Source organism: Mesorhizobium sp. WSM4810, from assembly GCF_055811235.1.
Genome location: NZ_JBVVQV010000001.1, coordinates 175593 through 200248, shown reverse-complemented (window position 1 = coordinate 200248; position 24656 = coordinate 175593). Strand labels below are relative to the sequence as shown.

Annotated in this window: 21 protein-coding genes and 1 pseudogene; 11 read left to right on the top strand and 11 right to left on the bottom strand. The window is 64.2% G+C overall.

Going from position 1 to position 24656, the window contains the following annotated elements; translation table 11 throughout:
* Positions 1-163: 163 nt before the first annotated feature.
* Positions 164-1660, bottom strand: a complete 1497-nt coding sequence (locus AC0L3O_RS01005; RefSeq protein ID WP_128175221.1) for an FAD-linked oxidase C-terminal domain-containing protein — start codon at positions 1658-1660, stop codon at positions 164-166.
* Positions 1661-1947: 287 nt separating this feature from the next.
* Positions 1948-3291 (bottom strand): DUF3422 family protein, encoded by a 1344-nt coding sequence (locus AC0L3O_RS01000; protein ID WP_473614495.1) that lies wholly within the window; start codon positions 3289-3291, stop codon positions 1948-1950.
* 199 nt (positions 3292-3490) lie between these two features.
* Here AC0L3O_RS01000 and AC0L3O_RS00995 point away from each other — a divergent pair, with 199 nt between their 5' ends.
* The 3 genes from AC0L3O_RS00995 to AC0L3O_RS00985 are packed head-to-tail and all read left to right on the top strand — an operon-like array spanning position 3491 to position 6288.
* Positions 3491-4294: a FadR/GntR family transcriptional regulator gene (locus AC0L3O_RS00995; protein WP_023800347.1), complete on the top strand. Its 804-nt coding sequence runs from the start codon at positions 3491-3493 to the stop codon at positions 4292-4294.
* Positions 4295-4342: 48 nt separating this feature from the next.
* Positions 4343-5479 (top strand): alpha-hydroxy acid oxidase, encoded by a 1137-nt coding sequence (locus AC0L3O_RS00990; protein ID WP_027156341.1) that lies wholly within the window; start codon positions 4343-4345, stop codon positions 5477-5479.
* Positions 5480-5514: 35 nt separating this feature from the next.
* Positions 5515-6288 carry a metallophosphoesterase gene (locus tag AC0L3O_RS00985; RefSeq protein ID WP_473614724.1) on the top strand — a complete coding sequence of 258 codons (774 nt, stop codon included), beginning with the start codon at positions 5515-5517 and terminating at the stop codon, positions 6286-6288.
* A 5-nt stretch (positions 6289-6293) separates the two neighbouring features.
* On the opposite strand, the gene AC0L3O_RS00980 is transcribed toward AC0L3O_RS00985, so the two are convergent.
* The gene (locus AC0L3O_RS00980) at positions 6294-6434 is read right to left on the bottom strand and encodes a hypothetical protein (RefSeq protein ID WP_091595274.1); all 141 of its coding nucleotides are present in this window, start codon (positions 6432-6434) and stop codon (positions 6294-6296) included.
* Between the two features lie 272 nt (positions 6435-6706).
* A complete protein-coding gene (locus AC0L3O_RS00975) occupies positions 6707-7405 on the bottom strand; it encodes a type 1 glutamine amidotransferase (RefSeq protein WP_473534490.1) in 699 nt (232 codons plus the stop codon).
* Positions 7406-7492: 87 nt separating this feature from the next.
* Here AC0L3O_RS00975 and AC0L3O_RS00970 point away from each other — a divergent pair, with 87 nt between their 5' ends.
* The 4 genes from AC0L3O_RS00970 to AC0L3O_RS00955 all read left to right on the top strand — a co-directional run bounded on the left by AC0L3O_RS00970 (position 7493) and on the right by AC0L3O_RS00955 (position 11572).
* The gene (locus AC0L3O_RS00970; RefSeq protein ID WP_473614494.1) at positions 7493-8173 is read left to right on the top strand and encodes a hypothetical protein; all 681 of its coding nucleotides are present in this window, start codon (positions 7493-7495) and stop codon (positions 8171-8173) included.
* Positions 8174-8204: 31 nt separating this feature from the next.
* On the top strand, positions 8205-8939 hold the full coding sequence (locus tag AC0L3O_RS00965; protein ID WP_473534349.1) for a 16S rRNA (uracil(1498)-N(3))-methyltransferase: 735 nt from the start codon (positions 8205-8207) through the stop codon (positions 8937-8939).
* 257 nt (positions 8940-9196) lie between these two features.
* A complete protein-coding gene (locus AC0L3O_RS00960) occupies positions 9197-10570 on the top strand; it encodes a glutamate--cysteine ligase (RefSeq protein ID WP_023800340.1) in 1374 nt (457 codons plus the stop codon).
* 114 nt (positions 10571-10684) lie between these two features.
* Positions 10685-11572, top strand: coding sequence for a DUF937 domain-containing protein (locus tag AC0L3O_RS00955; RefSeq protein WP_023800339.1), 888 nt, complete (start codon positions 10685-10687; stop codon positions 11570-11572).
* A 152-nt stretch (positions 11573-11724) separates the two neighbouring features.
* Here the strand turns inward: AC0L3O_RS00955 and AC0L3O_RS00950 are convergent, their stop codons facing one another.
* Positions 11725-12015, bottom strand: coding sequence for a DUF1127 domain-containing protein (locus AC0L3O_RS00950; protein WP_023800338.1), 291 nt, complete (start codon positions 12013-12015; stop codon positions 11725-11727).
* A 176-nt stretch (positions 12016-12191) separates the two neighbouring features.
* On the opposite strand from AC0L3O_RS00950, the gene AC0L3O_RS00945 reads away from it, so the two are divergent.
* Entirely contained in the window at positions 12192-13142 is a 951-nt protein-coding gene (locus AC0L3O_RS00945; protein ID WP_023800337.1) for a LysR substrate-binding domain-containing protein, read from the top strand.
* 3 nt (positions 13143-13145) lie between these two features.
* Here the strand turns inward: AC0L3O_RS00945 and AC0L3O_RS00940 are convergent, their stop codons facing one another.
* Positions 13146-15359, bottom strand: coding sequence for a putative bifunctional diguanylate cyclase/phosphodiesterase (locus AC0L3O_RS00940; protein WP_473614493.1), 2214 nt, complete (start codon positions 15357-15359; stop codon positions 13146-13148).
* Between the two features lie 114 nt (positions 15360-15473).
* On the opposite strand from AC0L3O_RS00940, the gene xseA reads away from it, so the two are divergent.
* Both xseA and AC0L3O_RS00930 read left to right on the top strand, forming a co-directional pair.
* The gene (xseA, locus tag AC0L3O_RS00935) at positions 15474-17039 is read left to right on the top strand and encodes an exodeoxyribonuclease VII large subunit (RefSeq protein ID WP_473534489.1); all 1566 of its coding nucleotides are present in this window, start codon (positions 15474-15476) and stop codon (positions 17037-17039) included.
* A gap of 9 nt (positions 17040-17048) precedes the next feature.
* Positions 17049-18178, top strand: a pseudogene (locus tag AC0L3O_RS00930) (DmpA family aminopeptidase).
* A gap of 170 nt (positions 18179-18348) precedes the next feature.
* Here AC0L3O_RS00930 and AC0L3O_RS00925 read toward each other — a convergent pair.
* The 5 genes from AC0L3O_RS00925 to AC0L3O_RS00905 all read right to left on the bottom strand — a co-directional run bounded on the left by AC0L3O_RS00925 (position 18349) and on the right by AC0L3O_RS00905 (position 23333).
* On the bottom strand, positions 18349-18591 hold the full coding sequence (locus AC0L3O_RS00925; protein ID WP_287065469.1) for a hypothetical protein: 243 nt from the start codon (positions 18589-18591) through the stop codon (positions 18349-18351).
* 491 nt (positions 18592-19082) lie between these two features.
* Complete coding sequence (locus tag AC0L3O_RS00920) at positions 19083-19838, bottom strand: ATP-binding cassette domain-containing protein (RefSeq protein WP_023800331.1); 756 nt, start codon at positions 19836-19838, stop codon at positions 19083-19085.
* On the bottom strand, positions 19831-20883 hold the full coding sequence (locus AC0L3O_RS00915; protein WP_027156329.1) for an ABC transporter permease subunit: 1053 nt from the start codon (positions 20881-20883) through the stop codon (positions 19831-19833). The genes AC0L3O_RS00920 and AC0L3O_RS00915 overlap by 8 nt, the downstream gene beginning before the upstream one ends.
* 96 nt (positions 20884-20979) lie before the next feature.
* Positions 20980-21960, bottom strand: coding sequence for an ABC transporter substrate-binding protein (locus AC0L3O_RS00910; RefSeq protein WP_473534346.1), 981 nt, complete (start codon positions 21958-21960; stop codon positions 20980-20982).
* A 467-nt stretch (positions 21961-22427) separates the two neighbouring features.
* Complete coding sequence (locus tag AC0L3O_RS00905; RefSeq protein ID WP_023800329.1) at positions 22428-23333, bottom strand: sugar-binding transcriptional regulator; 906 nt, start codon at positions 23331-23333, stop codon at positions 22428-22430.
* Between the two features lie 284 nt (positions 23334-23617).
* Here AC0L3O_RS00905 and AC0L3O_RS00900 point away from each other — a divergent pair, with 284 nt between their 5' ends.
* Entirely contained in the window at positions 23618-24523 is a 906-nt protein-coding gene (locus AC0L3O_RS00900; RefSeq protein ID WP_473534345.1) for a tagatose-bisphosphate aldolase, read from the top strand.
* Positions 24524-24656: the final 133 nt, after the last annotated feature.

Sequence of the window (24656 nt, the reverse complement as noted above, 5' to 3'; positions counted from 1 at the left end):
GGGGGGGGGGGGGGTGGGGGGGGGGGGGGGGGGGGGCCGGGGGGCCCCCGGGCGCCCCCCCCCCCCCCCCCGCCCCCCCCCCCCCCCCCCGCCCCCCCCCCCCCCCCCCCCGCCTCTGCCCCGCTTTGCGGGGGCGAGGAACCGCCATTCCGCGACGCTACCATCAAAACCTCGGAATATCCGGAAACGCCGTCTGGCCGCGATGCACGTGCATGCGTCCGAGCTCGGCGCAGCGGCGAAGCTGCGGAAACACCTTGCCCGGGTTGAGCAGATGGTTGGGGTCGAATGCGCATTTGACCCGCATCTGCTGGTCGAGGTCGATCTGGTTGAACATTTCCGGCATCAGGTCGCGCTTCTCGACGCCGACGCCGTGCTCGCCGGTCAGCACGCCGCCGACCTTGACGCAAAGCCGCAGGATGTCGGCGCCGAAACTTTCCGCCTTGTCGAGCTCGCCCGGCACGTTGGCGTCATAGAGGATCAGCGGATGCAGATTGCCGTCGCCGGCATGGAATACATTGGCGACGCCGAGCCCGTATTTTTCGGAGAGTTCCCGCATGCCGTGCAGGACGCGCGGCAGTTCCTTGCGCGGGATGGTGCCGTCCATGCAGTAATAGTCCGGCGAGATGCGGCCGACCGCCGGAAAGGCCGCCTTGCGGCCGGCCCAGAAACTCAGCCGCTCCTGCTCCGATTGCGAGATGCGGCATGTGGTCGAGCCGTTCCTATAGGCGATTGCCTCAACCAGGCCGATCAGATGATCGACCTCGACGCCCGGCCCGTCGAGTTCGACGATCAGCAGCGCCTCGACATCCAGGGGATAGCCGGCATGGACGAAATCCTCGGCAGCATGGATCGCCGGGCGATCCATCATCTCCATGCCGCCCGGGATGATGCCGGCGCCGATGATGTCGGCGACGCATTGGCCGCCCTGCTCGCTGGTCGGGAAGCCGATCAGCAGCGCGCGCGCCGTCTCCGGTTTCTTCAGGATGCGCACGGTGACCTCGGTGACGACGCCGAGCAGCCCTTCGGAACCGGTCATCACCCCGAGCAGGTCGTAGCCTTCCGCGTCGAGATGCTTGCCACCGAGCCGCACCACCTCGCCGTTCATCAGCACCATCTCGATCCCGAGCACATTGTTGGCGGTGAGGCCGTATTTGAGGCAATGTACGCCGCCGGAATTCTCCGCGACATTGCCGCCAATCGAGCAGGCGATCTGGGAGGATGGATCGGGGGCGTAATAAAAGCCCTCCTGCTCGACGGCGGTGGTGATGCCGAGATTGGTGACGCCCGGCTGGGCGACGACGATGCGGTTGGGAAAATCGATCTCGAGAATGCGGTTGAACCTGCTCATCACCAACAGCACGGCATCTTCGAGCGGCAGCGCCCCGCCGGACAGCGAGGTGCCGGAACCGCGCGGCACGACGCGGATGTTGCGGTCGTTGCAATATTTCAGCACGCGCGAGACCTGCGCCACCGTTTCGGGCAGCACCACCACCAGTGGCAACTGCCGATAGGCGGTGAGGCCGTCGCTCTCGAAGGCGCGCATCGAATTGGCAGCGTCGACGACGCCCTCGCCCGGCACGATGATGCGCATATCGGCGACGATCTCGTCGCGCCGGCGCATCGTGGCGTCGTCTGATTTCGGCATCAGCAGGCCGGACATCGACAGTTCCTTCGATCGACTGGTAAAAATCTTTTACCAGCGGCAGGCGCTCGTTGCAAATCCTGCTTTGGCTGAAATCGGAAGCCGATACCGGGACGATCTTGCGCGGGTCGGCGAGAGGGAAGCGCTGACTTTCTCCCCCCTCGAGGGCCCTCGAGGGGGAGATGGCCGCGAAGCGGCCAGAGGGGGTCGTCTCACGTAAATCGCCGACGTCGTGTCCGGCCGCGAAACGAGGTTGGCGCCCATGCGAGACGACCCCCTCTGTCGCCTTCGGCGACATCTCCCCCTCAAGGTGGGAGATTGCCTGCCTGCTCGCCTGCCGGCTTGGCGGGTTCGGAGTGCAGGCGGCGCACTCGGCGCACGCCCCACCAGACCAGCAGGATGGCGAGCGGCACCGAGGCGGCGGTGACGACCTCGGGCGCGACGGCATGGCCGAAGATCGAGGCGCCCTTGGCGAGGTAACCGATGAGCCCGACGACGTAGTAGGAGACGGCGGCGACCGAGAGACCCTCCACCGTCTGCTGCAGCCGCAACTGCAGGCGGGCGCGGTTGTTCATCGACGCCAGCAAATCGCGGTTCTGCTTCTCGACCTCGACGTCGACCCAGGTGCGCAGCAGCGTGGTGGCGCGGGTGAGCTTGGTCGACAGATTGGCCTGACGCTCTTCGACCGAACGGCAGGTGCGCATGGCTGGGGCGACGCGGCGCTGCAGGAAGCCGCCCCAGGTGTCGTAGCCGGGCACCGCCTCTTCCTCCAGCGCCTCCAGCCGTTCGCGGACGATGCCGTCATAGGCGCGGCTGGCGCCGAAGCGATAGAGGCTTGAGGCTGCATCGGCCTCCAGTTCGGCGGCAAGCTCGGTCAGATCGGCAAGCAGCGTCTGGTTGTCGCGGGTTTCGGCGACCTTCATTTCCAGTGTGGTCTGCGCCAGCCTGTCTTCGATGCGGCGGGCGCGACCGGACAGCATCAGCGCCAGCGGCAGGCCAAGCATGGCCAGCGTGCGGTAGGTTTCGATATCGATCAGCCGCTGCGCCAGCGCGCCGGTCCGTGCCGGCGTCAGGCCGCGGTCGAGCACCAGCATGCGGGTCATGCCGTCACCGTCCTGGCGGAAATCGGTGACAATGGCGGCGTTGCCGCGCTCGACCAGCGAATAGCACAGGCTGGTCGGGTCGAAGCCGGCGATCAGCCTTTCGCTCGCCTGCGTCCATTTGCGGATTTCGAGCCTGATGCCGGAAATCACCGTTCCCGGCGGCGAAAAGCCGTTGCCGAAAGGCGAACCTTCCTGGCGCTGGCCGCTCTCGGAGAGCGGTCCTTCCCACAGATAGGTGGAGAATTCCGTATGCCGCTCCCAGCGCAGCGAGCCCTTGCCCCACTTCATCGCGTGGTGGCGGGCATGAGGGTCAGGCGCAGCGATGCCGAGGCGCCGCGACAGTTCGGAAAGCACCGCCTGGTCGACGCCGGAGCCGGCTTCGGTCATGAACGAAAGCTGCACCAGCACGCGCGGTTTCTCGACCAGCGGATGCGGACGAGCGTGAACCTCGCGGAGCGCGCCAGGCCGTCCCTCATGCGCGGGAAAGCCCATGACGCTGCCTTCGACGCGCGGCTGGAATTCGAGATTGGACGGGTCATCTGCCACGGCTGGTCCCCCGGGCCTGGTGCACTCGCGTCCCTCTAGAGCCAATTGCCGGGGCACGCAAACGACAAATTAGCCGAAAGCGATAGGCCGGGACGACGTCGGACCCGGCCAAGTGGGCGAACTGGATAAATAATTTGACCAGTTGCCGACACAGGCTTTATCCTGCGCGACACCGGTACAATCCCCCAGGCCATCCCCGTTGAGCGACATTTTCTCCAGGATCGAGCATTCCCGCACCGCCGACGAGGTGGTGCAGCAGATCGAGAGTCTGATACTCGAAGGTGTTCTGCGCACCGGCGACAGGCTGCCGGGCGAGCGCGAGCTGGCGCGCCGGTTCGAGGTGTCGCGGCCGATCCTGCGCGATGCGCTGAAGGCGCTGGAGGGGCGCGGGCTTTTGACGACCCGGCCCGGCGGCGGCACCCATGTCGCCGATGTCATCGGCCAGCTGTTCACCAAGCCGGTGACGGACCTGATCTCCATGCATCGCAAGGCGGCGACCGACTATCTGGAATACCGCCGCGAGATCGAGGCGGTGGCGGCCGAGTACGCGGCGCGGCGCGCCACGTCAGACGACCTGGCGCTGCTCGACCGCATCATGGCGCGCATGGACGAGGCGCACCGGACCGGCAATTTCGACGACGAGGCGGAAATCGACGTCGAGTTCCACCACGCGATCTGCGAATGCGCGCACAACATCATCCTGTTGCACACGCTGCGCTCGTGCTACCGGCTGCTGTCGGAGGGCGTGTTCCAGAACCGGCTCCTGGTGTTCAACGTGCCGGGCGCGCGCGAAGCGCTGCTTTCGCAGCACCGGGCGATCTACGCGGCGGTCAAGGCCGGCGATCCGGCGGCCGCACGGCAGGCGGCGATGGACCACATCAGCCATGTCGAACGCACCATGGCCGAGGCCGAGCGCAGCGGCGACTGGCAACGCGTGTCGCGGCTGAGGCTGATGCAGCGCTCCGAAGCCGGCGACAGCGAGCCGGCACGGAAACGCTCGTGAGCGCCGGCAAGAATTGCGACGAATTAGCGAACCATCAGCGGGAAGCCCATGAGCATGATCCTCACCATCGCCGATCTCAAGGACCTGGCGCGCCGCCGCGTGCCGAAGATGTTCTTCGACTATGCCGATTCCGGTGGATGGACCGAAAGCACCTACCGGGCCAATGAGGAGGATTTCCAAAAGATCAAGTTCCGCCAGCGCGTGCTGGTCGACATGAGCAACCGCTCGCTGGAATCGACCATGATCGGCGAGAAGGTGGCGATGCCGGTGGCGCTGGCGCCGACCGGCATGACCGGCATGCAGCACCCCGACGGCGAGATGCTGGCGGCGCAGGCGGCGGAGGAATTCGGCGTGCCGTTCACGCTGTCGACGATGAGCATCTGCTCGATCGAGGATGTCGCATCGGTGACCAGGAAGCCGTTCTGGTTCCAGCTCTATGTGCTGCGCGACAAGGATTTCGTCCTCAGTCTCATCGACAGGGCGAAGGCGGCGAAGTGCTCGGCCCTGGTGCTGACGCTCGACCTGCAGATCCTCGGCCAGCGCCACAAGGACATCCGCAACGGACTGTCGGCGCCGCCGCGCTTCACGCCGAAGCATGTCTGGCAGGTGGCGACCAGGCCGGGCTGGTGCCTTGGCATGGCCGGCACCAAGCGCCGGACCTTCCGCAACATCGTCGGCCACGCCAAGGGCGTCGGCGACCTCAACTCGCTGTCGTCGTGGACGACGGAGCAATTCGATCCGCACCTGTCGTGGAAGGACGTCGCCTGGATCAAGGAGCGCTGGGGCGGCAAGCTGATCCTGAAGGGCATCCTCGACAAGGAGGACGCGCTGATGGCGGCCAAGACCGGCGCCGACGCGATCATCGTCTCCAATCATGGCGGACGCCAGCTCGACGGCGCGCCGTCGTCGATCTCGGTGCTGGAAGAAATCGCCGACGCGGTCGGCGACACGATCGAAGTGCATATGGATGGCGGCATCCGCTCTGGCCAGGACGTGCTGAAGGCGCTGTGTCTCGGCGCCAAGGGCACCTATATCGGCCGGCCTTTCCTCTACGGCCTCGGCGCGCTCGGCAAGGATGGAGTCACCAAAGCCTTGGAAATCATCCGCAAGGAGATGGACATAACGCTGGCACTGTGCGGAAAGCGTCTGGTGACCGACATGGGCAAGGATCAGCTTCGGCGTTAGACTCCCGTGGCGGCATGATCACGGAGATGGAAGCATTGACTGCCCCCGGCATCCACTTTCTCGACGCGCGCGGACCGGAAGGCATGCGCATCTATGCGGTCGGCGACGTGCATGGCCGGCTCGACCTGCTCGCCGCCATGTACCGCCGGATTGCGGCCGAGATCAGCCAGGCGCGGCCGGTCGACTGGCGTGTCGTCCATCTCGGCGACTATGTCGACCGCGGCCCGGACTCCAAGGGCGTCATCGATTTCCTGATCGAAGTGCGACAACGCGACCCGCGCCACCTGATGCTCGCCGGCAACCACGACATCGGCTTCCTAGACTTCCTCGACACTCCCGATGCGGACGGGCTTTTCATGCGCTATGGCGGCATCCAGACCGCGCAATCCTATGGCGTAGCGCTCAATGAAGGTGGCGGCGCGTGGTTCGGCAGGTCCGAGGCGGCATTGCGGCAAGGCCATGCAGCACTTGTCGAGGCCGTGCCGAAAAGCCATGTCGAGTTCCTGCAGTCGCTGCCGTTTTCACTGACCTTCGGCGACTTCTTCTTCTGCCATGCCGGCATCCGGCCGGGCATTGCGCTGGAAAGTCAGAGCGCGCAGGACCTGATCTGGATCCGCGATGTCTTCCACAATCATTCCGGCCTGCATCCAAAGATCGTGGTGCATGGCCACACGCCGGTGCCGGAGGCCGAGGTGATGGTCAACCGCGTCAATATCGACACGCTCGCCTACCAGACGGGAAACCTCAGCGCGCTCGTCGTCGACGGTGCCGACAAGCGTATCCTGGTGGTGTCAGGCGAGAGGGGTTAAAGCGCTTAGCGAAGCGCGGCGGTGACGCCGTAGCCGTCGACGGCGTTGTGGTTGTTGGCTGCGTCGCCGGCGTAGGTGCCGAAGCCGCACAACACTATGGCCGACAACATGACAAAGGACAGAAGCGCTGCTTTCACGGACGTCATCTCTTGTTGAGCTTCCTGCATCTGTGCACAGGGCGGGTTACGAATGGGTTGAAACGGAAAATGCGTCTTAAAGTTTCGACGATTTCGCGCTTTTAGGCATGTTCTGTATCGGCGATGTGTCGCGCGAGTGACCCAAAAGGTTCATCGCGTTGCACGGAAGATGCAGAGCGGGTGCCTTCTAGGGTGGCGGGCGGCCACAAGCCAAGCACGAAACATGCTGTCCACAGCGGATTTTTGCCGGCGTGCCAATATGCAACGTCGGTACTGACTGATCAGATCGTCGCCACCCAGGCGCGGGCGATGGCCAGCCCGGCGGCGTCGGCAGCCGCTCCGTGGCGGGCCATTTCGTCATCGAGCCGATCGCTCCAGTCCGGGTGCCGCTCGGCAATGAGCGATGCGAAGGATGCGCTCCAGTCGCGGACCATCGGCCGGTCCGCCTCGAAATGGAACTGAAACCCGTAGACGGCACGGCCGATGCGAAACGCCTGGTTCTCGGCGACTTCGTTGCCGGCGAGCCGCACGGCATTTTCGGGCAAGACAAAGGTGTCGTCGTGCCATTCGAAGATCGGGAAATTTTCGGGCAGCGCTGCGAGCACCGGATCGGCAGTCGCCGCCGGCGTGAGCGAGACCTTGTGCCAGCCGAATTCCGAGGCGCCGCCGATCCGGTTCTCGCCGCCGAAGGCGCGCGCCACCAGTTGGCTGCCAAGGCAGATACCGAGCACGGCGCGATCCTTGCCGGCGAAATCGCGCGTCAGGTCGAGCAATTCAGGAAAATACGGGCAGATCTCGTCGTCCAGCGCATTCTGGGCGCCGCCGAGCACGACCATGGCGTCGTGCGCAGCGCTGTCCTGCGGCAGCATCTCGCCACCATAGGGCCGGCGCAGATCGATATCGGCGCCTGCCTCGACAAGCGCTGCGCCGATCTGGCCAAGGCCCTCGCTGTCGAAATTCTGGACCACCAGCACCCGCATCGAAAAACCTGCTGACATGAAAACGATGCGACGAGCGATATCATGCCGCCGTCATTCCGGCCAAGATACGTATTCGGGGAGAAAGCTATGCCACTGCAGAATCGGGTCGACCCGTTCGGCGTCATCCACGCCGTGCCGGAGCGCGGCCTGTTCATGGGCAATCGCGGCATCATCCATGACCCCGAAACGAAGACGCTGCTGAAAAAGCGCTGGGCGCTGCAGGCCTGGATCATCTGCGTATGCGGATTCCGCGATGTGCGGCGCGAGCCGATGGGCCGCAACAGGCAAAGTGACGACCAATCGGTGGGCAAGGCCGGCTGGACCGAATTGTTTTTCCTGGACGAGGTGACCGCACTCTCGGCCGGGCATCGGCCCTGCTTCTTCTGCCGGCGCGAGCGGGCCAGGGACTTCGTCCGGCGCTTCGGCATTGCCGCGCCGCGCGCACCGCAGGTCGACAAGCGGCTGCATAGGGAGCGGCCGGCGTCGGGTGGGCAGGCACCGGTCGTATCCGTAGAAGAGCTTGCCGGGTTGCCGGACGGCGCCATGGTTGCGGACGGCGGCAATGCCTATGCGATGCGCGGCGGCAAGGCGCTGCGCTGGTCGTTCGCAGGCTATGGTGATCGTGTGGGGGGCGATCCGGTGGACGGCGATCCCGTGGGGTTCGGCGGTTTTGCCGACCGTCCAATCCGCCTGCTCACGCCGGCGACCACCGTTGCCGTGCTGAGGCAAGGCTATTTGCCAGTGTGGCATCCGTCGGCCGAGACTTGACGCCAAGAGCCGGCTCGCCCATTCCTCGGCGATGCGCGCCAATTACAAGATGCAGCGGCTGTTCGTGCCGGACGACCTCGGACCGGATATCGAGTTCGAGGCGAGCCCGCAGCAGGGCCATTACCTGATGCATGTGCTGCGGCTCGGCGAGGGCGCCGAAATCCTGTTGTTCAATGGCCGCGACGGCGAATGGTCGGCTTCTATCGCCGCCAGGTCCAAAAAGACGGTGCGGCTGAAGCTGCTGGCATTGCAGCGGCCGCAGCCGCCGCTGCCCGATCTCGTCTACTGCTTTGCGCCGCTTAAGCAGGGTCGGCTCGACTATCTGGTGCAGAAGGCGGTCGAGATGGGCGCCGGCGTCCTGCAGCCGGTCATTACCCAGCACACGCAGGTGGCAAAGCCCGGCATCGAACGGCTGCGCGCCAATGTCGTCGAGGCCGCCGAACAATGCGGCATCCTTGCGGTGCCGGAAGTGCGCGAAGCGGAAAAAATCGAGCGCCTGCTGGCCGGCTGGGACAAGGAGCGGCGGTTGATCTTCTGCGACGAGGATGCTTCCACCAACAATCCGCTGCCGGCGCTGCAGGCGGTGCGGGAGAAGAAGCTCGGGCTGCTGGTCGGCCCCGAGGGCGGATTTTCCGACGAGGAACGAAGGATGCTGCGGGAGCTGCCTTTCGTAACCGCGATTCCTCTCGGTCCGCGCATCCTGCGCGCCGATACGGCTGCTGTGGCGGCGCTGGCGGTGATACAGGCGACAATCGGAGACTGGTGAGGCACTTCCCTTCTCCCCTTGTGGGCCTTGTGGGAGAAGGAAGAAGCAGCCAATCAATTCCAGTTACCCTGTGGCTCAGGATTTTTCGCTTGATCGCCTACTGACATTTCGTCCATCTAGCGCCGGCGGTCGTCCGACCACCTACAGCGCCGCGCGTCCTTTCGGACGCGCAAAGGACGCTGTAGCACTTGATTGGGCACATGATCCTTTCCGAAAATCGAAGCCGATTTTCGGAATCATGTGCTAGAGGACTTGTAATGGCGCGCGACACAACCGATTTCCGGCCGATCGAAGGCGTCGACGAGCTTGTCGAGCACCTGGCTGAAGGCAACAAGCCGCGCGACAAATGGCGCATCGGCACCGAACACGAGAAATTTCCATTCTATGTCGACGGCAATGCGCCGGTGCCCTATGGCGGCGAGCACGGCATCCGCGCCATTCTTGAGGGCATGCAGGAAAAACTCGGCTGGGATCCGATCATGGATGCCGGCCGCATCATCGGCCTGGTCGAGCCGACCGGCCGGGGCGCGATTTCGCTGGAGCCCGGCGGCCAATTCGAACTGTCCGGCGCGCCGCTGGAAACGATCCACCAGACCTGCCGCGAGGGCAATGCGCATCTGGCGCAGGTGCGCGAGATCGCCGAGCCGATGGGCATCCGCTTCCTCGGGCTCGGCGGCAGCCCGAAATGGTCGCTGGCCGAGACGCCAAAAATGCCAAAGTCGCGCTACGAGATCATGACCCGCTACATGCCCAAGGTCGGCACCAAGGGCCTCGACATGATGTACCGCACCTGCACCATCCAGGTGAATCTCGACTTCGAGAGCGAGGCCGACATGCGCCGCAAGATGCAGGTGTCGCTGAAGCTGCAGCCGCTGTCGACGGCGCTGTTCGCCAACTCGCCGTTCACTGAGGGCCGGCCCAACGGATTTCAGAGCTGGCGCGGCGACATCTGGCGCGACACCGACAATCAGCGCTCGGGACTGCTCGACTTCTGCTTCTCGCCCGATTTCGGCTTCGCCGACTATGTCGAATGGGCGCTCGACGTGCCGATGTACTTCGTCATCCGCGACGGCCACTACCACGACATGACGCACGTCTCCTTCCGCCAGTTCATGGCAGGTGCGGCCCGCAACGAGATTTCTGACGGGCTGCCGACGATGGGCGATTGGGCGAACCATTTGTCGACGCTGTTCCCCGACGTGCGACTGAAGCGTTTCCTTGAAATGCGCGGCGCTGATGGCGGACCATGGCGGCGCATCTGCGCGCTGCCGGCTTTTTGGGTCGGGCTGCTCTACGACGCGGCGGCGCTCGACGCCGCCGAGGCGCTGACCTCAAGCTGGAGCTATGAAGAGGTGCTGGCGATGCGCAACGCCGTGCCGGAACAGGGCATTTCGGCGCCGTTCCGCAATACGACACTGCGCGAGATCGCCCGCGACGTGCTCGTCATCTCGCGCATGGGGCTGAAGAACCGCGGCCGCAAGAACCGCGACGGCTACGACGAAACGTCGTTCCTCAGCACCCTGGACGAAGTCATCGCGCGCGGCACCACCAGCGCCGAGGAACTGCTCTCCGCCTATCATACGCGCTGGGGCGGCTCGATCGAGCCGGTGTTCATGGAGTATGCGTATTAGCCGTTTGCTATCGGCTTGGCTGACAGTTCGGGAAACGCGCTTTCCGAAATCGATTCCGATTTTCGGGCCGATGCGGTAGGCTCTTCTACGAGGATTTTCCCGAGGAGAAAACCAATGGCTTCCTTGTTCGACATTCTGGCGCAGGCGCAGAACGGTAACGGCATGCAGGCCCTGGCCCAACAGTTCGGCCTTTCGCAGCAGCAAGCGCAATCGGCGGTCGAGGCGCTGCTGCCGGCCTTTTCACAGGGGCTGAAGCGCAGCACCTCCGACCCGTACGGGCTCGGCGCGTTCATGACGGCAATGGCCAGCGGCCAGCACGCCAAATATTTCGAGGACGCAGGCCGGGCCTTCTCGCCGCAGGGCGTCGATGAAGGCAACGGCATTCTTGGCCATCTGTTCGGCTCGAAAGACCTGTCCCGCGCCGTTGCCAGCCAGGCAGCGCAGGCGAGCGGCGTCAGCCAGCAGATCTTGCAGCAGATGTTGCCGGTCGTGGCTTCGATGATGATGGGTGGCCTGTTCAAGCAGACCACAAATCAGATGCAGGCAGCAGGCGGATTCGGCGGCGGCAGCAATCCGCTCGGCGAGATCATCGAGCAGATGATGCGGCAGGCCGGTGGCGGCGCACCGGCACCGCAACAGCGCCAGGCGCCGCAGCCCGGCCCGATGGACAATCCGTTCGGCAAAGTGCTGCAGGACATGTTCGGTGGTGCGCAGCAGCCGCAGGGTCAGCCGCGGCAGGCGCCCAATCCCTACGGCGACAATCCGCTCGGCAAGGTGCTGCAGGACATGTTCGGCGGCGGCGCGCAGCAGCCGCAGCCGCGTCAGGCGCCGCAGCAGCGCGAAACGCCGCAGCCGCAGACCAATCCGAGCGGCAGGCCACGCAATCCGTTCGACGATTTGTTCGGCAAGATGTTCGAGGCAGGTGCGCAGCAGCGTGACGACTACCAGAAGGGCATGGAGTCGATCTTCGATCAGTTCAAGCGAGGCATGGACCGGCGGTAGCGTGAAGCTGGCCTTCGGCTGATTTCAAAAAGAAAAATGCCCGATCCTTGGGAGGACCGGGCAGTGCGCAGGCGGGCCGGCGGGGAAACCGGCAGGGAGTGGGAGCCTGCGAAATCCAAGCACCGCGCGCCCTAAGGGCACGCAACCATCGATCAGGTCACTTTGCGGGCAATATCCTCGATCGTGTCTGTGCGATCGGCTGCGATAATGCGAAGCCTCTCGGTTGGATCGCGGCCAAACGGCACGTCGATGGCGACGTGGAGATCGGCTCGCGTCAAGCCGATGTCGGCAAGTTCGGCGTCCGACATCTCGCCAAGGCGATAGAAGGCGCGGCGGTTTTTCCAGGCGCGATAGACGCTGGAGATGGTGTTGACCACGCGCGTCGCAATAGCCGGACGCGACGTGATGCGCGAAGTCTCGGTGGCGAAATCAAACGTAGCCATGTCAGTCTCCTTCATTCGAACGGACGAAGACGCGCGATCGGCGCTGGCAACAGCGGCCGTTCCGGTCCCGATTCACATGCTGTCATGTGGACAGTCGTAAATTTGCCATCGTTCGATTGATTAATCCAACGAATGTTTCTAATCTTTAACATCAACACTAGTGATGGATTGGACCGATGAAAGCGCCACTCGATCTCGATCAATTGCAGACCTTCGTCTCGATCGTCGACACCGGCAGCTTCACCCGCGCGGCGGAAGCGGTGCATCGGACCCAGTCGGCGGTGTCCATGCAGATGCGCCGGCTGGAGGAGCGGATCGGCAAGCCGCTGTTCGAAAAGGACGGGCGCACCAACAGGCTGACCGAGGAAGGCGACAGGCTGCTCTCCTACGCAAGACGGTTGCTGTTCCTCAATCGGGAAACGCTGGCCGCCTTCGACGACCGGCGGCTCGAAGGCACGATCCGAATCGGCACGCCGGACGACTATGCCGATCGCTTCCTGCCCGAGATCATGGCCCGCTTCGCCCGTTCCAACCCACGTGTCGAACTGACCGTGATCTGCGAGCCGACGCCGGGGCTGGTCGAGCATATCAAGCGTGGCAATCTCGATCTGGCACTGGTGACGCATAGTGACGCGCACGGCCAGTCGGAAGTGGTGCGGCGCGAACCGCTGCTGTGGGTGACTTCGGCCAACCATGCGACGCATGAACAGGACGTTCTGCCGATGGCCTTCGGCCGGCCGAACTGCATCTGGCGGCGGGCCGCGGTCGACGTGCTCGACCGGCAGAACCGCGACTACCGCATCCTGTTCACCAGCTTCTCGGCGACCGTCATCACCGCCGCGGTGCTTTCCGGCCTGGCGATCTCGGTGCTGCCGGAATGCGCGCTGCGCCCCGGCATGCGGGTGCTGGGCGACGCCGACGGATTCGGCGCCCTGCCCGATTGCCGCATCGGCATCATGCGCGGCCAGACGTCGCGGCCGGAGATCGTCGACGCGCTTGCCCGTCACATTTCGGAAAGCCTCGACAATATTTCCGTGCCGCTCGGCGAAGAGACGGGAAGCTTCGACTTCGCAGCCTTTTCGAAGATGAAGCGGGGCAAGCCGAACCAGATCGTGCCGGGCTGGTAAGGATCAGGCGGAAACTGCTGCCGGCGTGCTGTCCTTGCCAGGCAAAAGGCCGGCCAGCCGCAGCAATTGCGCCGGCTCCAGCGGCAGCGACAGCAGATGGCCCTGAAACTCTCGGCAGCCCATGGCGACGAGCAGCGCCTTTTGCTCCTCGGTCTCCACGCCTTCCGCGGTGACGCCGACGTTAAGAGCGTCGGCAAGATCGACAAGCGCCGTGACGATCGCCGCTGAACTCTCGTCGCGGCCGAGGAGGTTCACGAAGGAGCGGTCGATCTTGAGCTTGTCGATAGCGTGGCGGCGCAGATAGTTCAGCGACGAATAGCCGGTGCCGAAATCGTCGAGCACTATGGCGATCCCCGACCGGCGCAAGGCAGCCAGAGCCGTCCTGGTCGTATCGTTGTTGTCCAACAGCACGCCCTCGGTGATCTCGAGCTGCAGGCGCCCTGGCGCCAATCCGGTCTCGGCGAGAACCGCCGCAAGCTGCTCGGCGAAACCGGCGTCGCGCAGTTGCAGCGGCGACACGTTGACGGCCACCCAAGGCAATTCGGTGCCGACAGCGAAGCGGCAAGCCTCTTGCAGCACCCATTTGCCAAGCTGGCCGATCATGCCACGTTCTTCGGCGATGGCGATGAATTGTGCCGGCGGCAAGCCACCGTGGACCTCATGTCCCCAGCGGATCAGCGCCTCGGCACCGAGGATCGTGCTGCCGTCCGCCGCAAAGATCGGCTGATACGCCAGCTTGATCCCGGTTCCGCCATTCAGGGCATGGCGAAGCTCGCTCTCAACCTGGCGCTTGCGCAACAGCAGGTCGTCCATGTCGCCGGCAAAGACCTGGTAGCGGCCGCGGCCGTTCTTCTTGGCTTCATAAAGCGCGATATCGGCCTTGCGCAGCAAGTCGTCCGCATCGGCATCCGGACCGGTCGACAATGCTATGCCGATGCTGGCGCTGACAAAAACCTGGTCGTCGGCCAGCTTGAACGGCTCCTGCAGCTTTTGAAGCAGACCCTCCGAAACATCCTCGGCGCCTCGGATGTCGTCAACATCAATCAGGATCATGGCGAACTCATCACCGCCGAGCCGTGCCACCGTGTCGACCTCCCGGATTGCCTGCTGGAGCCTCGCGGCGGTCTGGCGGACAAGCTCGTCGCCGGCAGGATGGCCAAGCGTGTCGTTGACATGCTTGAAACGGTCGAGGTCGAGATAAAGAAGCGCCACTTTGGCTGTTTCGTGACTGGCCGTGAGCAAAGCGCGCCGGAGCCGGTCCTCGAACAGCGCCCGGTTGGGAAGGCCGGTGAGCGTGTCGTGGAAGGCGAGATACTGCGCCTCGGCCTGACTGGTCTGCAGCGCCGACGATGCACGGCGGAGGCGGCGCAGCAGGAATGCCAGGACACCTGCCGCGAGCAGCGCGCCACCGATCAGGGCCGGCCCTGCCTCGCGCACAAGCGCGCTGCCGGGCCGCTCCTGATCCCAGCCGGCATAAGCCAGGATGACGCCGTGTGAGTCGACCAGCGGAATGGCAGCCCCGCCGACCGGCTGCGACAACGGCAGCAGGCGGGCGCCCCCCAACAGATATTGCCCGGCGATCTTGGCCAGCAGCGCGTCGGTGATGAAGTCCACCGAGATATGAAGGTATTCGCTGCCAGGCGTCTGGATGACGCGGTCGGAACTCGGCACCAGCGGCATGATGCTGAGGATGGCAGGTTTTCCGTCAAGCTCCACCAGATCCCCTGCGGCCAATTTGACCGGACCGCCGGCCAGGTCTTCTTTCGCCGGCTCGCGGATCAACCGGCGCACCCTTTCGACCGTGGGCAACAGAACCGGCTCATCCTCGCTGTAACGCGCCGGCGCCAGTACGTTTCCTTCACGCATCGCATGGACCGGACGATCGACGGCATCCAGTACATAGACCCGATCATGCCCATAGTAGGAATACATCCAGACGCTGATGTTATCGATCATCCAGTCCACGTTGCCGGCCTTGGCATTGATGACGGAATCGTCCCAGACTGCGATGCTTTCCTGCTCGCGATCCACCGCCGCCATCCGGTCCCGCATGCCGTTGGCGAAAAGGATTTTCTGCCGCTCGAGGGAGACGCTATCCGCCTGCACAGTGGCGTAAAAGCCAAAGCCGACGACCATGGCAAGCGCGAAAATGGCAAGCGCCATTACCGTCAGCGTGACCTGGAACGTTAATGGGCTGCGTTGAAGACGACGGCTCATGCGTCCTGGCCACTCTCTTTTCCGCACAGTCATCAGATCGGGTTAAGATCGAGTTATGACATCGCTATGAGCGACGGCCTTGACGCCGGCCAACAACCGCCCCCCAATCGGCTAATGAGCGACGCTGCATCCGAATCACGTACCAACGCCACCGAATACACGGTCAGCGAGATTTCCGGCGCGCTGAAGCGCACGGTCGAGGACGTCTTCGGCAATGTGCGGGTGCGCGGCGAAATATCAGGCTATCGCGGGCCGCACTCCTCCGGCCATGCCTATTTCTGCCTCAAGGACGACCGCGCACGGCTCGACGCCGTGGTCTGGAAGACCACAATGGGCCGGCTGAAATTCCGCCCTGAAGAAGGCATGGAGGTGATCGCCACCGGCCGGCTCACCACCTATCCCGGAAAGTCCACCTACCAGATCGTCATCGACAATCTGGAGCCCGCCGGCGCCGGGGCGCTGATGGCTCTGCTGGAAGAGCGCAAGCGCCGGCTGCAGTCCGAAGGCCTGTTCGATGCCGGCCGCAAGCGCTTGCTGCCGTTCATGCCGTGCGTCATCGGCGTCGTCACCTCGCCGACAGGCTCTGTCATCCGCGACATCATCCACCGGATCAAGGACCGGTTTCCGCTGCATGTGCTGGTCTGGCCGGTGCGAGTGCAGGGCGAAACGGCCGGCGCGGAAGTGACCGCCGCCGTCAACGGCTTCAACGGACTGGCGCAGGATGGCGTCATCCCGCAGCCCGACCTGCTGATCGTGGCGCGCGGCGGCGGCAGCCTCGAGGATCTTTGGGGGTTCAATGACGAGGCGCTGGCCCGCGCCGTCGCCGCCTCGCGCATTCCGGTGATTTCGGCCGTCGGCCATGAAACGGACTGGACGCTGATCGACTTGGCGGCGGATGTGCGGGCGCCGACACCGACGGGTGCCGCCGAAATCGCCGTGCCCGTACGCGCCGACCTCGAAGTGACGCTTGCCGGCCTTGGTGCGCGGCTCAAGGCCGCGGTGTCGCGCAATTTCGAGCGCAAGCGCCAGGCGGTGCGTGCCGCCACCCGGGCGCTGCCCTCGCCCGACCAGTTGCTGGCATTGCCGCGCCGGCGTTTCGACGAGGCGACGAGCCGGCTTGGCCGAGCGCTGTCCGTCAGCGTCCAGCGCAAGCGAGCCAGGCTTCAGGCGCAGCGGCTGACGCCGGCCACCCTGTCGCGACGCATGAAGGAGGCCCGCACACTGGCCGGCCGCGACCTTGGCCGCGCGCAAGCGGCGTTCTTCGCCATCGTGCGCGAGCGGCGAACGCGGTTTTCGCGCACCGCGGCGCGGCTGTCGCCGGCGCCGCTCGCAAGGCGGCAGAAATTGCAGGCAGATGCCCTGACGGCGCTGTCGCGGCGGCAGGACCGGGTGATTTCGGTGCGGCTCGAGCGTTTGCGCGGGAAACTGACCCAGGCCGACCGGCTGCTGGCGACGCTGTCGCACAAGGCGGTGCTGGCGCGCGGCTTCGCCCTGGTGAAAGATGCCGACGGCGCAGTGATCAATCAAGCGGCGGAAGTGGCGCCGGGGATGGCACTTTCGCTGGAGTTCGCCGACGGAACCGCCGATGCGGTTGCGACCAGCGGCGCGGCACGGCCGAAAACTGTTGCAAAGCCGGCCGCCAAAGCCAAGGAGCCTGGCAGCCAAGGCTCGCTGTTTTGAGCGCCGATGATTTCCGGCAATCCACATCACCAGACGACGCCTTCCGGCAAGCAGCGCGCGCGAGCCTTCGGCATTCGTTTTGACGGCACGCCCGGACCGTTCAACGCCATCACCGATGTGGCTGGCGTTGCGATCGGTTATTCGACGCTGATTTCGGGCGAAGGTGCGCTGGTGGTCGGCGAGGGCCGGTGCGCACCGGCGTGACCGCCATCCTGCCCAGATCGCGCGCCGAACTGGCCACGCCGGTGTTTGCCGGCATTTTCGGCCAGAACGGCAATGGCGAATTGACCGGCTCGCACATCATCGAGGAAACCGGTGCCTTCAATTTTCCGATCACCATCACCAACACGCATTCCTGCGGCGTTTCGCGCGACGGAACTCGCTGGATGCAGCGCGTGCTGCCGGCCGCGCTCGACAGCGGCTGGGGCCTGCCGGTGGCGGCGGAGACCTATGACGGCTTCCTGAACGACATCAATGGCCACCATCTCGGGTTTGAGCATGTCGCCGCGGCCCTCGATGGCGCGACCAGCGGATCGATCGAGGAAGGCAGCGTCGGCGGCGGCACCGGCATGATCGCCTTCGGTTTCAAGGCAGGCTCCGGCACGGCATCGCGCCTCGTCGAATGGCACGGCCGGCGCTACACGGTCGGCGCGTTCGTGCAGGCGAATTTCGGCACGCGGAGCAATTTTACCATTCGCGGCCTGCGCGCCGGGCCCGATCTCATCGAACCGGCGATCCGCGAAAGCACGCCGCGCGCCGAAAAGGGCTCGATCATCGGGATCATCGCCACCAACGCGCCGTTGCTGCCGCATCAGATGAAGCGGCTGGCTCGCCGGGTGCCGCTCGGCGTCGCCATGACCGGCGGCTTCGGCTATCACAGCTCGGGCGATATTTTCCTGGCCTTTTCGACCGCCAACCGCGAGGCGGCGCTGGCGCCGCCAGGCCGCATCGCCAGCGCCGATTTTATCCCGGATACCGACATCGACCCGTTCTTCGACGCCGTGATCGGGAGTGTGGAGGAAGCGATCCTCAATGCGCTGGTCGCCAATGACGACATGACCGGGCGCGACGGCAATTTCGTGCCGGCGCTGCCAACGGCATGGCTCAAGAGCAAATTCGGGGCTAGGCAGGGAAAGTAGAACTGTGTGGCGTGTCACGCGTCGCACAGGTGAATAGATGCTTTTCGCCGGGTCGGCATGTCACTCGCTAAAGCGCGTCGCGTTTGAAGGGATTCATGCGACGCCCTTTAGTTCTTTGTTTTATGCATGTCGTTATCCCAAAACCGCTGCGCACTTTTGGGCGACATGCATTAGTCCGAATTCTTTTCGTCCTGGTCGGCCTCAGCCGCCTCTTCCAGCCTCGACGCGATAAGTTCCTGAATGTCGCCGACCTCTTCCTGGATATCCTCCAGCGGTATGCCGGCCTCAGCAGCCTTCGCCGCGCATTCCTTGGCGAGGGTCTCGGCCTGCTCCTCGATCCTGTCCAGCGGGGACTGGCAGTGGACCTTTTCGCCGATCCACTCCTGCAAGAACTCGATCGCGTGTTCGCTCATGCTGCTGTTCCCTGGCGGCTGCGCCGGTTGGTAATCATAAACGCCGGCATCCCCGAAAAGATGCACGGTCCTATTCCAACCGAGTCGCCGTCACCCGGCAAGCCGATCTTGCCCAAGCTCCACAGGGCTGACGGAAATCGAAGGTTCAAGGAGCACATTCTAATTCTGAAGGAGATTCTATTTTCCTGAGCAGACTGGCACCGTTGACTGGGATCAGGTCCCGGATCGCGCCATTGTTTCTACTTGTTATTTTCCGGCAATCCAGTCAATTTGTATGACAATAGGTATCACATTACGCGGCACGTTTGCGGCGCCATTCGCTGCGCAACCCTAGGGTACGCGGCCAAAGCCGCCGCTATATAGTGACATCCTCAGGCAATGTCGACTCTGCTCGCCGTCCTGCTTCCTTCCGCCGCGCCGAGCGTATCTGGATGGCATTTTGTCACCGTCGGGGCGAGTATGTTTCGCCGGAAATCGGGCGGGCGCTCGGCCTATCCGCCAACCATGAGCTTGACGACTTCGTCATGATTAGTCTCCGAAATCTTGCGCTCGCCGGCCTGGATGCCGCGGCGCAGCACGACGATACGGTCGGAAACGGCGAAAATGTCCTGCAGATTGTGCGAGATGAAGATCACCCCCCGGCCTTGCGCCTTGAGCTGGTGGATGAGCGAGATGACCTTGCGCTGCTCCGGCACGCCGAGGGCTGCGGTCGGTTCGTCCATGATCAGGATCTGCGCGTCCCAGTAGACGGCCCGGCCGATGGCAACGGCCTGCCGTTGACCGCCGGAGAAATTGCTGACCGGGGCGTCGAGCCGGCTGACATGGAAGTCCAGCCGTCCCATCGTTTGCTTGGCGGCGACGGCCATCGCCTTGCGGTCGAGCACCGGCAAGAAACCGAAAGCCTTGCGCATGGGTTCACGGCCGAGGAAGATATTGGCGCCGATGGACAAATTGTCGGCGAGAGCGAGATCCTGGTAAATGGTCTCGATGCCTTTTTCGCGCGCCTCCTGCGGCGTCGCGAAGGTGACCGGCTGCCCCCTCAGCAGAATTTCACCGCCGGTCGGCTGAAAGACGCCCGATATCGCCTTGATCAGCGTCGTCTTGCCGGCGCCGTTGTCGCCGGCCAGCGCCACCACTTCGCCCGGCCGCACGGCCATGGAGAAATCGTTCAGCGCCTGCACCGCGCCGAAATGCTTGGAAAGGTGCCGGACTTCGAGGAGGGGGGTGGTTGGTTCGGAACTATTCATCCTGGCGAGCTCCACTGAACCGGCGCTGCGCCTGGTCGATAAGGACGGAGATAATGATGACCAGGCCGACGGCGATGAACTGCCAGAACGGCTCGACATTGACGAAAACCAGCCCGTATTGAATGACCGCTATGACCAAGGCGCCGGCGACCGTCCCGAAGATGGTGCCTGAGCCACCGAACAGGCTGGCGCCGCCGATTACCACGGCTGCCACGCTGTCCAGCAGCAAGGGCTCGCCGGCCTGGGCGGCGCCCGCGGTGAAGCGCGCTGCATAGAGCGCGCCCCCGAGGCCGGCGCACATCGCCGAAAGCACGTAGAGGCGCAGGATGTGGCCCCTGATGTCGATGCCGGCGCGGCGCGCCGCCTGCACATTGGCGCCGATGGCGTAGTTATGCTGGCCGAACCGGGTCTGGCTCAGGATGTAGTGCATCACCACGACAAAGACGGCGGCAATGATGACGAGATAAGGCACCCCGTAGAACCTGCCGTTGCCAAGCAGCGCGAACCACGAATTCTGGACCGGCACCGTCGTGCCGCCGGCCAGCAGGAACGCAGCGCCGCGCGCCACGCCAAACATGCCAAGCGTGCCGATGAAAGGGGGAATTCTGAGGCGCGAGATCAGCAAGCCATTGATGACGCCAGGCACGCCGGCGACGATCACGGCCGCCAGAATGCCCAACATCATGGCCAGAGGCACCGGCATGGCGACGCCAGCCATATTCGTGGCGTGGGCGGCGACGACGGCCGCGAGACCCATGATGAAGCCCAGCGAGAGGTCGATGCCTCCCGAAATGATGACGAAGGTCTGCCCGGTCGCCAGCAGCAACGGCGCCACGGCGAATATCGCAATGGACTGCACGTTGAACGGGTTGAGCACGAAGGTCGCGCCGAAGGAGAGCCTCGACCAGACCTCGAAACAGATGATCAGGCCCGCAAGGAACAGCCAGGCGCGCCCTTCGGCGATGCGTGCGAGCCAGCTCCTGGCCGGATCACCGTGATCCGCCTGAGGAGCGACATGCGTTTCGGTTGGTGATGTTGAAGTCATGGATGGTTCCGATCCGCAGAGCGGCCTCCGACAAACAGGGTCAAAGCGACCCGGCGCAGGTCTCCTTCCGGCAGGCCGGAAGGAGACTGGCTGGACTTATTCGGAATAGAGGTATTTCGAGATGTTCGGGTCGGCGATGTTGGCCTTGTCCATGATCGTAAAGCCGGTGCCGATCGCAACCGGGATCGACTGGCCGGTCAGATGGGCATAGGCCGACACGACGCCGAAATAGCCGATTTCCGCGGGATGCTGGGCAATCGCGACGTCGACAAGGCCAGAGTTGATGTTGTCGGCAATGCTGGTCGGCGCGTCGAACGCCACGACCTTGACGGTGCCGGTCTGCCCGGCCTGCTGGACGCCATTCGCCGCGCCAAGCGCCGAGAACAGGTTTGCGCCGAACACCCCGACGAGATCGGGATTGCGCGCGAACACAGCCTGCAGCTGCGAGGCCGCCTTGTTGGCGTCATTGTCGTTGAACTGGGTTTCGAGAAGGGTGATGCCGGGATGGTTGGCCGCCATCTCCTTCTTGAAGCCCTCTTCACGCTGGTCGGTGGTCGAAATGCCGGGCTTGACGTTCGAAACATAGACCTTGCCCTTGTCGCCTATGGCCTTGGCCAATGCCCGCGCGGCGATCTCGCCGCCCAGAATGTTGTCGGAGGCAATATAGGACAGTGGGAAATCCGCCTCGCCGGCGCCGGTCTGGTAGACGCCGCTGCCGATGAAGGTGTCGACGGTGATCACCGGAATGCCGGCGTCATGGGCCTTGCGCAGGGGTTCGACCAATTGAACCTTGTCGGTCGGCGCGATCAGGATGGCATCCGGCTTCTTGGCGATGACCGCGTCAAGCACGGGGACTTGCGTTACCGGATTGAAATCCGGGGCGCCCTGGAAAACCAGGGTCACACCAAGGGCATCGGCTGCCGCCTGGGCTCCCTTGCGCATGGTGATGTAAAAGCCGTCGGTGGTAAGACCCGGAATGAGCGCAATGGTGTATTTTTTGTCCTGCGCCAATGCGGGCGTGACCAGCGCCGCTGCGCAGATGGCGAGAGCCGCCAGAGCGGCAACAATCTTCTTCATAACATCCTCCTCCTAATGTTGGCAGATTTTGCCGTTGCGAGTCGTCCCGGCTCTGTGAAGTGCTGGCGGCGAGAAGCGGGTTTCGCCTGCTTGCTGTTATGGGGCAGCCTCCTCCCAAGCGCCCCAGTCATTAAATCGACCGTCGAAACCGACCAGCCTGATGCGCAGTCCCGTTACGAGCCTCCGCAAGGTGCAGGAAACTGCGCCGCTCGGCGCGCATGCTTGCCTAGCTGCAATGTTGTAACACTTTGCTGAAAGAAATTGCAACCGCACATTTCCGGGATCGAAACGCTTTCAAACCGGACACCATCTGTCTGCTCCGCAGAGCCCCTCCCGCAGACTATTGCCCCAACGCCTTGACGACACAACTGATGATTTCGCGGCGATGATTTCGCGGCTGCGGGTTGGGTGTCGATCGGTCTGGAATCGATCAGCTGTGCCGATGTCACGTATCGGCGTGCCCAGCATTATCGGGGCAAGAGAGCCTCGAGAATGGCCTGGGCCGTCTTCGTGTCCGTCACCAGAGCATTGATGAGCCTGGCGCGGACGGCACCTATGATCGCCTTCGCCTTCTCCGGCGAGGCGGCAACGCCGATCACCAGCGGGACGGCTCGAAGCTGGGCCGGCGACATTGCGATCATCCGGCCCTCCCCCTCCCACGGGATGAGCTTGCCTTCGGCGTCGAAGTAGTGGCGGATGACGTCTCCCGCCGCATGAAACAGGGCCTGTTCGCTCAGCGTGGCCGCGCTCGCTTCGGGCGGATTGATGGCATGGGGCAGGCCGATGCCAACGATCGCAACGTCGGTGCGGTCCCAAAGCGCGACGCTGTCGCGGATGGCCGCATCGCCGAGGAAGACCTCACGCAATTCGGACGACGGCAGATAGGGCGCATGGATGAAATGCGGCGTCCCGCCCAGCTCTTCTGCGGCCAGCCGCACAAACTCGTTGATCTGAAAATGCGCCGCCTGCTGCTGCATGCCGCCGGTGGCAGCGACGGTAAGAACGCCGGGAATGCGCGGCAGGCCTGCCTGGATCACCTCGCGAATGGCTCGCCCCCAGCCGATGGCGACGACCTTGCCGGCCGTCAGTCCCGCTTGCTTGAGCAAGGCGCCGAGCGGCGCAGCGAGCGCCGCCAGCGCACCGGCTGACGGCGTTTCGATGACCGCCGCGTCACGCAGCCCGAGTGCCTCGACCAGTTGCGTGGTGATGCCTTCGGGGGTTGCAAGATCGAGAACTTCGATCCGCACGATGCCCTCCGCTCTCGCCCGCTGCAGGAGGCGCGATATGGTCGCGGTGGAGACGCCAAGCCGCCGCGCGATATCGACCTGCGACATGTCCGCCTCATAGTGCAGTTTGGCGACCGTATGCAGCATCGTCCGCGATGCGGGTGCATCTTGTGCGGGAGGTGCAGACAGCTTGCAATTCCTTTCAGCAATGTGTTACAGACCCATCGACCGATGGGAGTTATCGCGCAAATCCGGCTGACTCGCAACGTGGGCTGGTTTCCACGGCAGATTGCGGCCAAGGCCGAATTTCTCGGTCCGATAGCGCAGCAAAGCGGCAAAACCTCCTGTCGGGAGGCAGGTAAAACTGAACCTTTCTTGTTTCCACTGATCTGCGCCCCGGTGAATGGGCGCCAACATCGGACAGAAGACCCATGACAAAGATGACGACCGCAGAGTTGCGCGGCTACCAGCAGATATGCGGCAAGGACGGGGCGATGATGGCCATCGCCTGTGACCAGCGCGGCGGCATGCGAAGCTTGCTTGCGTCGGACCCTGAAGAACAGGCCAAGATCACCAACGACATGCTGGGCGACACCAAGTCGGACATCACGCGATACCTCGCCAGCCAGGCATCCTGCGTGCTGCTCGACCCGCTCTGCGCGGTGCCGCGGGTTGTCGATGACGGGGTGCTGAGCCGCGATACGGCTCTGCTCATCGGCCTCGACGCTTCGGGCTTCGACGTCTCGCCTGCCGGCTACCGCCTGTCGCGTCTCGTTCCCGGCATCGGCGCGCGCCGCGTGCGCGAGCTCGGCGGCACCGGCGGCAAGATCATGGTCTATCTCAGGCCCGACAGGCCTGAGGCGAACGAGCATAATGTCGCCATTCTGCGCCAATGCATCGCCGATTTCGCGCAAGAGGACCTCCTGCTCGTCGTCGAGTTCCTGACCTATCAGCTCGAAGCGGAAAGCCTTGAAGAGTATACGGCCAAGATCCCCTGGCTCGTCGAAGAGGGCACCCGTATTTCGCTGGAATGCGGGGCAAAGGTGCTCAAGCTTCCTTATCCCGGAACGCCGGAAGCCTGCGCCAGGATCAGCAGAATGGCTGGCGAGGTGCCTTGGGCGGTCCTCTCCGCCGGCGTCAACCACGCAACCTTCCTGGGCCAGGTCGAGATCGCGATGCAGAACGGCGCGTCAGGCGTCATCGCCGGCCGGTCGCTGTGGAAGGACTGCATCTCGCTCGACCGTGACATTCAGCGTGAAAGGCTCAGGACTATCGCGGTGTCGAGATTGCGCGAGCTTCAGGCGGTGATCGGAAACTACCGGCAGCAAGCCGCTTAGCAGATGACCCCGAACCGAAGGTCCGCGGATGCAAAATCGAAGTCGATCTTCGAAAAGGATCATGCGCAAATCAAAGTACTATAGCGTCCTGTGCGCACCAGGATGCGCGGCGCTGTAGCTATCCGACGTTCAC